The organism is Leifsonia sp. CL147 (genome assembly GCF_900114565.1).
Taxonomy (GTDB): domain Bacteria; phylum Actinomycetota; class Actinomycetes; order Actinomycetales; family Microbacteriaceae; genus Leifsonia.
Window position 1 is genome coordinate 76,077 of record NZ_FOTM01000016.1, and the last position, 9,497, is coordinate 85,573.

Consider the following 9,497-nt stretch of genomic DNA (forward strand, 5'->3'; position numbering starts at 1 on the left):
GACATTTTTGTACCCCGGCTGCCCCAATCTGAGGGGCAAACGTACTAGACGGCTTGCAATTCCTGGATGAGCGCGGCGACGAAGGCGTCGATGTCCGCTTCCGTGGTGTCGAATGCGCACATCCATCGCACTTCGTTGTTCGCCGCATCCCAGTCGTAGAAGCGGAAGTGCTCGCGCAGCCGGTCCGCGACGCCGCTGGGAAGCGTCGCGAAGACTCCGTTGGCCTGCGTCTCCTGAGTGAACCCGACGCCCTGGATGCTGCCGTCGGCGATGCCCGCCTCGAGCGCCGTCCGCAGGCGCGTCGCCATCGCGTTCGCGTGCGCCGCCGAGCGGAGGTAGAGGTCGTCGGTGAGCAGAGCGATCAGCTGGGCCGAGATGAAGCGCATCTTGGAGGCGAGCTGCATGTTCAGCTTGCGCAGGTAGACGAGCCCCTCGGAGGCCTTCGGGTTGAGGACGACGACGGCTTCGCCGTACAGCATCCCGTTCTTCGTGCCGCCGAAGCTGAGCACATCCACTCCGGCGTCCGTCGTGAACGCCCGCAGGGGCACGCCGAGAGTGGCGGCAGCGTTGGCGATGCGGGAGCCGTCCAGGTGCAGCTTCATGCCGTGTGCGTGCGCGTGGTCGGCGATCGCGCGGATCTCCTCGACGGTGTAGGCCGTGCCCAGCTCGGTGGTCTGGGTGATCGAGACCACCAGGGGCTGCGCCCGGTGCTCGTCGCCCCAGCCCCACGCCTCGCGGTCGATGAGCTCGGGGGTCAGCTTGCCGTCGGGCGTCTCGACGGTCAGCAGCTTGATGCCGGCGACCTTCTCCGGCGCCCCGGCCTCGTCGGTGTTGATGTGTGCCGTCTTCGCGCAGATCACGGCCCCCCAGCGGGGGAGCATGGACTGCAGACCCACGACGTTGGCGCCGGTCCCGTTGAAGACCGGGTAGACCTCGACGCCCTCGCCGAAGTGCTCGGCGAAGACCTCGTGCAGACGCGCCGTGTAGACGTCCTCGCCGTAGGCGATCTGGTGGCCGCTGTTGGCGGCAGCGATGGCGTCGAGGATCTCGGGATGCACACCCGCGTAGTTGTCCGAGGCGAAGCCGCGCAGGGTGAGGTCGTGGAGTCGGAGCGTCACCCGTCCATCCTCGCAGGATCGAGGGGGACACGTCGGCCGTTGACCGCAAGGGCCTCGGCGTCCCAGAGCGCGACGACCTCCCGGCCGAGTTGCGCCTCCAGGCCCTGGAGCGTCTGGACGACGAACACGGTGGCCGCGCCGTGCGGCGCCTCCTTGGCGAGACCCTGGGCGATAGCCCGCACCCACGCGTCGGCCGCGGCCTTCGCCGCCGCATAGTTGGCGCCGCCCGGGTACGGCTTCTCGACGGCTGTCGACGAGACGATCGCCAGCCGGCCGGCGGGGGACGCGACGAGGTCGTCGTAGAAGACGCGCGTCGTGTTGCGGAGGGTGCGGAAGCCGCGCTCGAGGAACTCCCAGTCGTCGTCGCTCTGCCCCGCGATGCCGCCCCCGCCGCGCCAGCCGCCGACGAGGTGGATGAGGCCGTCCAGGTGCCCGGACTCCAGGTGGATGCGCATGGCCAGCTCGACCACCGCATCCGGGTCCGAGAGGTCGCACGCGCGGGTCTCGACGCCCGGGACGGACGCGCGCAGCGCATCCAGAGCCTCCTGCCGGGTGCCGACCGCCAGCACCCGGGCGGCCGCCGCGACCAGCGCGCGGGCCACCGCCTCGCCGGATGCACTGGTCGCGCCGGCGATGAGCACGAGACGGCCGGCGACACCCGGCTCCGAGTCCGGCACCGAGTCCGGCACGCGAGCGTCGGTCATGCCTCTTCCCCGGGCGCGCCGGCCGCTGTATCGGTCGCCCCGGTGATCCCCGCGGTGGACTCGATGACGCCGGCCATCTTCTTGTTCAGCGCCTCGTAGAACATCGAGAGAGGGAACTCGTCGTCCAGCACCTGGTCCGTGTAGCCCTTCGGCGCGCCGGTGAGCACCTCGTCGGACAGCCCGCGCGCCCAGACGGATGCGGGATGCGGGGTCAGAGTCTGCGTCAGCATCTCGTACGCGGCGAGCCAGTGCGCCACCTTGGGGCGGTCGATCGAACGCCAGTACAGCTCGTTGATCCGGTCGCTGAGGGCGATGACGACCTCCGGGACGTCCTCCCAGTCGATGGTGAGCCGGGTATCCGTCCAGTGCAGGACGCCGTGCTGGTGCATCCACGCGAACAGCAGCTGGCCGCCCAGCCCGTCGTAGTTGCGCACGCGGGTGCCCGTGATCGCGAACCGGAAGATCCGGTCGAAGATCACGGCGTACTGCACCAGGTGCGCGTGGTCGCGGATGGCGCGCTGCGCCTCCGAGAGCTCGGCCTCGGGCAGCGCGCTGAGCTCGCGCTCCAGCTTCACCGATTCGCGGAACGCCGTCAGATCGCAGCGAAGCTCCTCCAGCGAGTACAGGAAGAACGGCATCCGCTGCTTGATCATGAACGGGTCGAACGGCAGGTCGCCGCGCATGTGGCTGCGGTCGTGGATGATGTCCCACATCACGAAGGTCTCCTCCGTGAGGTGCTGGTCGTCCAGCATCGCGGCAGCGTCCGCCGGCAGCTCCAGCTTGGTGATCTCGGCGGCGGCCCGGACCACGCGGCGGTAGCGGGCGGCCTCCCGGTCCTGGAAGATCGCGCCCCAGGTGAATCTCGGGATCTCGCGCATCGCGACGGTCTCCGGGAAGAGCACCGCGGAGTTGGTGTCGTAACCGGGCGTGAAGTCGACGAACCGCAGGGCGACGAACAGCTTGTTGCCGTAGTCGCCGGCCTCCAGCTCGGCGACGAACTCCGGCCAGATCACCTCGACCAGCAGCGCCTCGACGTACCGGTCGGGGCTGCCGTTCTGGGTGTACATGGGGAACACGACCAGGTGGCCGAGCCCATCCACGCGGTGCCGCTGCGGCTGGAACTCGTTCAGCGCGTCGAGGAAGTCGGGGATGCCGAAGCCCTCCTCCGCCCAGCGCCCGAAGTCGCGCTGGAGCGCTGCGAGGTAGGACGCGTCGTGCGGGAACGCCGGTGCGAGTGCGGCGATCGAGTCGACGATGACGCGGGCGTGCTCGGCGGCTGCCGGACGATCGGATTCCTGCCCGACCGAACCATCCTTCGCTTGAAGTCCCTGCAGGGCGATGGCCGCCTCCTTGAGACGCAGCCAGGCGGGGTCGGTCGCGACCTCGCGGACGGAGCGGCCGTCCTCGACGACCTCGGGCTCCCCGACAATCGCATCTGCACGGAACTGCTGGACGAATTGAGACATGACGAACCTCCCGTCGTTGGCCGGCTGCTGTATGCAGCAAAGTGAGCGGATGAGACGAGCCTATCCGGGGATCGCAAGCGTTTTCTTGTCCATTCCGGCGGAAAACTGCGCCAGACGGCCGTGCAGCGCAGGGAAACGCTACCGGCTGCGCTGTTCGTGAACCGTCGCCGCGGTGACTCGAATCCGTAGACGAGGCAGCCCCCGGGCTACCTCGACACTGTGCTCGGTATTCGTCTGATCTGCGGACGCTCGCTTCGCGATGTGGACTCCCCTTCCGGCGGCGAGTCCCCGCTGAGCATGCACAGCATCGAACGCGTCCGAAAAGTCCACGACTCCGCGTCACGAACTGGGACTTGTTGCGTCTGAGTAGGCAAGAGGGCATACCGCCCTTGTGGAGCACGACCGTCAGTGTGGACTACGACCGTTCCGGCCTACCGGGTGACGGGCATCTGTCCACTTCGTTCGTCGTTGAACGAAAGGAAGTACCCAATGAAGAAGTCTCGTGTACTGATGTTAGCCGCAGCGCTGGCAGGGGCCTGCGTCATCGGAGCGAGCCTGACAGGCTTCGCCTCGGTGGACTCGGCGGAGGTATAGGTCTGCATGAGGGCGTGAGATGAAAGCAAATCGTTGGGCATGTTCCGTAGCTCCGGCCTGGACCTTCGTCCTGGGCCTGCTCATAGGAGTTTTGCCGGGAGGAATCACGAACCCCGCAAACCTGCCCGCGTTAGGTCTCTATCTCTGCACGCTGGTCGTACTTGTTCCGCTGTGGCTCTTTCTACGTCGGCTGGAAAGGGTGAACGGCAAGCAAGGTGAGCGAACTGAGTCCTGAGTAGCTAGGCGAGGCTCATCACAGCCCTTGGACACCTTGTCTGAGGGGCTGTGCTGTTTCTACGACCAGGTGCGCGAGGTGGTGCCGAGGCCGGCTTGTTGTGCGCGGTTTCCGCGGCTGCGGTTACAGCTGCACAACAAAGAGATCGGAGTGAGTTCTCCCTGGGGCCTTCCTAGGCGGTTGCAGAGGTAGGCCAGACCGCCCAGGGCGAGACCGCAGAGTGCGCCCAGGACCAGGCTGAACACCATGTAGACGAGAAAATGCCCCCACAGCGCATGGGCCAGAGCCAACGTCCAATACGGGAACTGGAACGCGAGCAATGTCGCCAATAAGACGACCCTGGCCAACGTCTCCTCGACTTGCAATCACACTGCACGTCCGGCGAGGACGCGTCGGCGCGGAAGCCCCGGAGGCCAGACAAGCAGCGCCATCATCGGAAGCAAGAAGCCGACCAGCAGGTCAGGTACGACGAACGCGGGACGCCCGAATGGAAAGGCCGCGAAGATCCAGAGCGAGGCCGCATCGAAGAGCAACGCAAGAACCACCGCCACTGCGACTCGAACCCAGAGACGAGGTAGCGCCGTGCGGGTCCACGCTAGGTGGTTGACAGTGAGGGCCGCCCAGCCGAACACAAGCCCGTAGAACGTGCTGGCGACCAAAGTCGTCGGGGTCATGAAGATCAATCCGGGCAAGACATTCAACGTCCACCCCTCGTTTGCCACGACATACATTCCCGTGTGGATCTGGAAGACGATCGCAATAGCGCCGACAACGAACCAGGGTCGCCGCGAAGTGTTGATCGCAGTCGGCGATCGCTTGGGCAGCCCGGGTGGCCAGAAAAGCAATGAAAGGAAAGGAATCACGGAACCGAGGAGGAGTGCGGGAAACATTCGCCAAGTACCCCAGGATTCGAAGCCGGAGCGGAATGAGGCCCACGCGGTTACGAAAAGACCTGTGCCGAGAATTGCGACCCACACCGAGAACCGCCGAGAACGCTGCGCGCCAGAGCGTGTGCCCAGAAGGTTCGCAAGATACGCCAGTCCACTGAGAACTGCGCCAGAGAGGGCACCAAGGGTCAGAAGAAGGTTCACCGCGATCGGGAAGTACCCCCACTGCCCGCTGGCAATGGCGTCAGTCCACAGCGTGACCTGGAAGACAAGCAGGACGGCCAGAACAACAACCCACGGTCCATGTCTCACTGCCCCAGCAACGGGAGCAGAGCCGATCATCGCGCCGACGGGTCAAACGGATTCGGTGCAACGTAATCAGAGTCGAACGGACTTTGAGGCTCTTGGAAACCGTTCATGCCCAACCTGATGTTCGTCGGGTAGTCGTTCCACAACCCCGCCGTAAAGGCGGCGTAGAGCTCATTGTCAATTGCAAGTGTTGGCTGTTTGTATCCCGCCTTCACGTCAAGGTAGTTGTCTCCGTTCGCGCCCCTACGGATAGAGAACTGGACGGTTCCCGGGTACTCAGGGTGGCCGGGAAGGGACTCAATCGTGTAACTAGTCGATGTGAGTTTTGCCACTTTGATGTCCCCCGCGACCATGTCTAAGTCGAGCCCACGAAGCTCGGTGTGAATTACCTGACCAACATGAGTGAGCGTGAGGCTGCGCAATGATTCGTCCAATCGGTATGCGGGCGGAAAGACCTCGCCGAAATGGGACTTTATGTAGGCAAAGATCTGCTCAGGTGTCTTTCCCTTCAGAGCAGGCCCAAGGTTGTATTCGTGGTCGTACCCGAAGGGGTAGCCGAAGTTGCCGTTGCTGGATTTGACCGAAGCGACGGACACAACCGTGGCTGCTCTGAATCCGTCGCTTGGATTGTCGACGGCACGTGCGGTGATTCCAGAGCCGTACTGCTCGTCGGTGATATCCGTGATCGCCGACCGGAGCCTTGCCCCCGCCGCGGCCCGCTCTTCATAGAGGGTTGCGAGTCGTTCTAGAGCCTCTTGCTCCTCCAGAAGGGCCGCGATCTTGGTCCGAGTCGCCATTGCGATCACCTCGTCCATGCCCGGCGCCGTCCGTGGCCCCTTGACCATGGCGGCCGCTGAACCGATCGTCTGGCGTGCCTCGGCTAGCTGGTTGACCCAGGCACGCGCTTGATCTTTCACGTCCTCGTGTTCGTCCCGGTACGTCTGGAAGGCCAGCCACGCACGGTCGAGCGCCGCGTGCTTGCTGATGATGCTGGTCATCAGCGCATCATGGGCCGCAGCTGCCGCCTCTCCGGTCTTGCCGTGCCAGTGCTCGCGGACGGCTTCGGCTGATTTCCGCACGGCGTTGTGGGCTTCCTCCAGCCTGTACTGGTCCTGCCTCAGGCGCCCGGTCAACCCATCCAACGCCCCCGGCTCGCCGAAACCCGGATCTTCTTCTGTGAAATCGTCCATGACGCAGCCCTAGCTCACCCGGAAGGAGGCCATGCGGTCGCCATTGTTCTGGATATCCGCGGCAGCCTGACGATCCCTTGCCACGTGGGCACTCGCCGCTGCCGCGACCAACTGATGCAGGGCAGCGATATCCTCCGCGACCCCAGTGCTCATCGTCGTCCACCAATCCTCGAGGTCGATCAGCGCAGCATCCACCGACTGGTCTCCAACTCCCGATACCGGCGGCAACGAACCACTGGGCAGCGACCCTCGCACGGCAGACAGCGGCGCGGCTCCCTGCAGCACTGCGGTCGGGCTGATACTCACTTCCATCGAAACAACGACCTCTCGATCCATGACAGGAATCATGTCATCAATACCCTAATGTATCAAACGCCTCCTGGTAACCGTTACACCGACCCTCTACCAGCGACCAGCCCCGGGAAGGCGCCGATGCCGCCGGCGCGGTCGAGGCGGTATCGAGAAGCTCGCCGCAGCGCAGTGATTCGCTACCCCGCGGCCGGGTACACGAGGTGCCCGTCGAGCACGCGTGCGCGCGGGTTGAGCACGGCCGGACGTACGGAGGCGGGCGACAGGATGTCGAAGACCTCGACGCCCGCGGTGAGCAGCGCATCGGTGACGAGGCGGCGGTGGCACCGCCACGGGACGGCCTCTCTGCACATGATCGCCGGCCGGCGCACCTCCGCCAGCGCGATCAGCTCCGCAAGTCCCTCGGCGAACTCATCGGTCGCCAGGTAGTCCGCGTACGCCCGGAAGGCGGCCACCTGCCAGTAGTCGTTGGGGCTGGCGACGCCCGCAGGGGTGTGGCGCCGTCCGCCGAGTCTCGGGAGCCAGCGGTACTCGATATCGGACGGCAGGGCGGCGGCGATCGCCTCCCGGTTCCACTGCGGGAGCCGGCGCGACGACGGGAAGTGCCGGATGTCGGCCAGCGCCGTCACGCCGTTCGCGCGCAGCATCCCGAGCACCTCGTCGAAGCTGCGTGTCGAGTGCCCGATCGTGTAGACCGTCGTCATCGATCAGGAGCGTGCGCTCCCGGCGGTGCGGGCCGGCGGCTCAGGTCCGGCGTCGCAGGCGCGGCTCGGTGGTGTCGGGCCCCGGAGGCCGCGGCGGTGCCTCCGGCATCGCGGGAGCGGCCGGACCGGTGCGCAGCAGGCGGGCGTGGAGCACATCACCGATGAACAGGTCGTAGAGGAGCACGCCGATCACGCCGCCGATGAGTGGACCCAGGATCGGCACCCAGAGGTACCAGCTGAACCAGGGCCCGTTCCCCGGCACCGCGAGGTCGCCCCATCCACCGAGCCAGGCCAGCAGCCGCGGGCCGAGGTCACGCGCCGGATTGATGGCGTAGCCCGCGTTCGCGCCGTAGGACATTCCGATGGCGGCGACGGCGAAGCCGACGATCAGCGGCCCGAGGTTCGCCTTGACCGCTGTGTTGCGGAGGTCGATGACCGCGACGATCAGCATCACGAGGAACATCGTGCCGACGATCTGGTCGAACAGCGGACCCCACATGTTGCCCTTGAAGTAGGGCGCCGGGAAGGTCGCGAAGATCGAGAAGGACGCGAGGGTGTGCCCGTTGGTCTTGGGGCCCTTGCTCGCCGCATCGAACGTGTTGATCGCGGCCACGTACACGCCGAGAACGAGTGCGGCACCGACGAACGCCCCGAGCAGCTGGGACAGCATGTACGGCAGCACCTTCACCCAGGCGAAACCACGGCGGACGGCGAAAGCCAGGGTGACCGCGGGGTTGAGGTGGGCGCCGCTGACACCACCGGCCACGTAGACGCCGAACACGACGGCCAGTGCCCATCCCCAGGTGATGAGGAGCCAGTCGCCGGAACCGAGGAAGAAGGTGGTCGGGCCGCTCGTACGGCCGGAACCGGGAAGGGCGGCCACCGCCATGGCGACCACGCCGTCGCCGAAGGCGATCAGCACGAAGGTCCCGAGGAACTCTGCGAGGCATTCGCCCCAGAGCCCGCCTCGTCGTTTCAGTCCCGAGCCTCTGACAAGCACGGGAATCGTGTCATCCGTCATTTGCACACCTCCGGGAGGAGTCGGCGCCGCATCGCGCCGTCAGCACATAGTGTCCACCCGTCGTTGCGGTTACGCAATGAATGAATGTCATCCGGTTTGCGCCGCCGGCGGATGCGGTGGGCCGGGGCGTCCTAGCGGCCGTCGCTGGATTCGAAGTTCTCCAGTCCCACCGCCTGCCGCAGCTCGCGTGCGTCCTCGGGCAGGTTCTGGCTCTCCATGAGGTCGGAGAGCGAGTCGGCGATCGCGTTCAGCTTCTGCTGGATGGCCTGATCGGCGCGCTCCTGGCTGTTCTGCAGCAGCGCCACGAGAAGGAACGTGATGATCGTCGTCGCTGTATTGATGATCAGCTGCCACGTGTCCACGCTCCTCAGCACGAAGTACGAGGGCGCCCAGATCACCACCAGGAGGACGCAGAACGCGAAGAACCAGGCCCGGCTCGCGACCTTCGACGCCTTGTCCGCGAAGCGGTCGAACCAGCCGATCTCCGGACTGACGTCGCTCGGCATCACGATCTTCTTCTCAGTCATCCCAGCCTCCCTGATGAGCCCACTGTCGCTCTCTCCACCCTCACCCCGCCCCGGTCTCCGGGTCCACGCCTCCCTTTCCGGCCCGTTGTGGATGCTCCTATTGCTGTCAAGCGGCCTGCGGTGTTTCGAGTTGAGCGAGCGCGAGGTTCGCGCGTTGTTCGAGTTCGGGGTCGGCGCGGGTGCCGATCTCGAGTCGTCGTAGCCGCTGGTAGGGGACGCCGAGCGTTGCGGCGAGGACACTGATCGGTGTGCCGATCGCCTGTCGGCGTGCCCGGAGTTCGCGTCCGACCGGGTTGTCGGTGGCGGGGTTGAGCAGGGCGGCATAAACCTCGTTCGCGACGTGTCGTTTCAGGCAACGCATGATGTCGCGGTCGGTGAGTTGCTCCGCGCGGCGCCGTTCGAAGTAGGCCATTGTGCGGGGCTCACGGTGCCG

General features: G+C 65.9%; 10 protein-coding genes and 1 pseudogene. All 11 read right to left on the reverse strand.

The features are described from left to right. Positions 1-44: 44 nt before the first annotated feature. On the reverse strand, positions 45-1,118 hold the full coding sequence (locus BM287_RS13620) for a threonine aldolase family protein (protein WP_090040534.1): 1,074 nt from the start codon (positions 1,116-1,118) through the stop codon (positions 45-47). Further along, a complete protein-coding gene (locus BM287_RS13625) occupies positions 1,115-1,822 on the reverse strand; it encodes an SDR family NAD(P)-dependent oxidoreductase (protein ID WP_090040533.1) in 708 nt (235 codons plus the stop codon). Before BM287_RS13625 ends, BM287_RS13620 begins: the two co-directional genes overlap by 4 nt. Then, on the reverse strand, positions 1,819-3,288 hold the full coding sequence (locus tag BM287_RS13630) for a DUF6421 family protein (protein ID WP_090040531.1): 1,470 nt from the start codon (positions 3,286-3,288) through the stop codon (positions 1,819-1,821). Before BM287_RS13630 ends, BM287_RS13625 begins: the two co-directional genes overlap by 4 nt. A gap of 888 nt (positions 3,289-4,176) precedes the next feature. Beyond that, positions 4,177-4,446, reverse strand: a complete 270-nt coding sequence (locus BM287_RS13640; RefSeq protein WP_211772983.1) for a hypothetical protein — start codon at positions 4,444-4,446, stop codon at positions 4,177-4,179. 36 nt (positions 4,447-4,482) lie between these two features. Beyond that, on the reverse strand, positions 4,483-5,316 hold the full coding sequence (locus BM287_RS17620) for a hypothetical protein (RefSeq protein WP_211772984.1): 834 nt from the start codon (positions 5,314-5,316) through the stop codon (positions 4,483-4,485). Between the two features lie 26 nt (positions 5,317-5,342). Further along, positions 5,343-6,503 (reverse strand): hypothetical protein, encoded by a 1,161-nt coding sequence (locus tag BM287_RS13650; protein ID WP_090040524.1) that lies wholly within the window; start codon positions 6,501-6,503, stop codon positions 5,343-5,345. Between the two features lie 9 nt (positions 6,504-6,512). Beyond that, entirely contained in the window at positions 6,513-6,839 is a 327-nt protein-coding gene (locus BM287_RS17625) for a hypothetical protein (RefSeq protein WP_139230690.1), read from the reverse strand. A gap of 152 nt (positions 6,840-6,991) precedes the next feature. Further along, positions 6,992-7,516 (reverse strand): DUF488 domain-containing protein, encoded by a 525-nt coding sequence (locus tag BM287_RS13660; protein ID WP_090040518.1) that lies wholly within the window; start codon positions 7,514-7,516, stop codon positions 6,992-6,994. A 40-nt stretch (positions 7,517-7,556) separates the two neighbouring features. Then, on the reverse strand, positions 7,557-8,537 hold the full coding sequence (locus BM287_RS13665; RefSeq protein ID WP_090040516.1) for an MIP/aquaporin family protein: 981 nt from the start codon (positions 8,535-8,537) through the stop codon (positions 7,557-7,559). A gap of 131 nt (positions 8,538-8,668) precedes the next feature. Then, positions 8,669-9,064 (reverse strand): low affinity iron permease family protein, encoded by a 396-nt coding sequence (locus BM287_RS13670; protein WP_211772985.1) that lies wholly within the window; start codon positions 9,062-9,064, stop codon positions 8,669-8,671. Positions 9,065-9,170: 106 nt separating this feature from the next. Next, a pseudogene (locus tag BM287_RS13675) lies at positions 9,171-9,497 on the reverse strand (hypothetical protein); the annotation flags it as partial.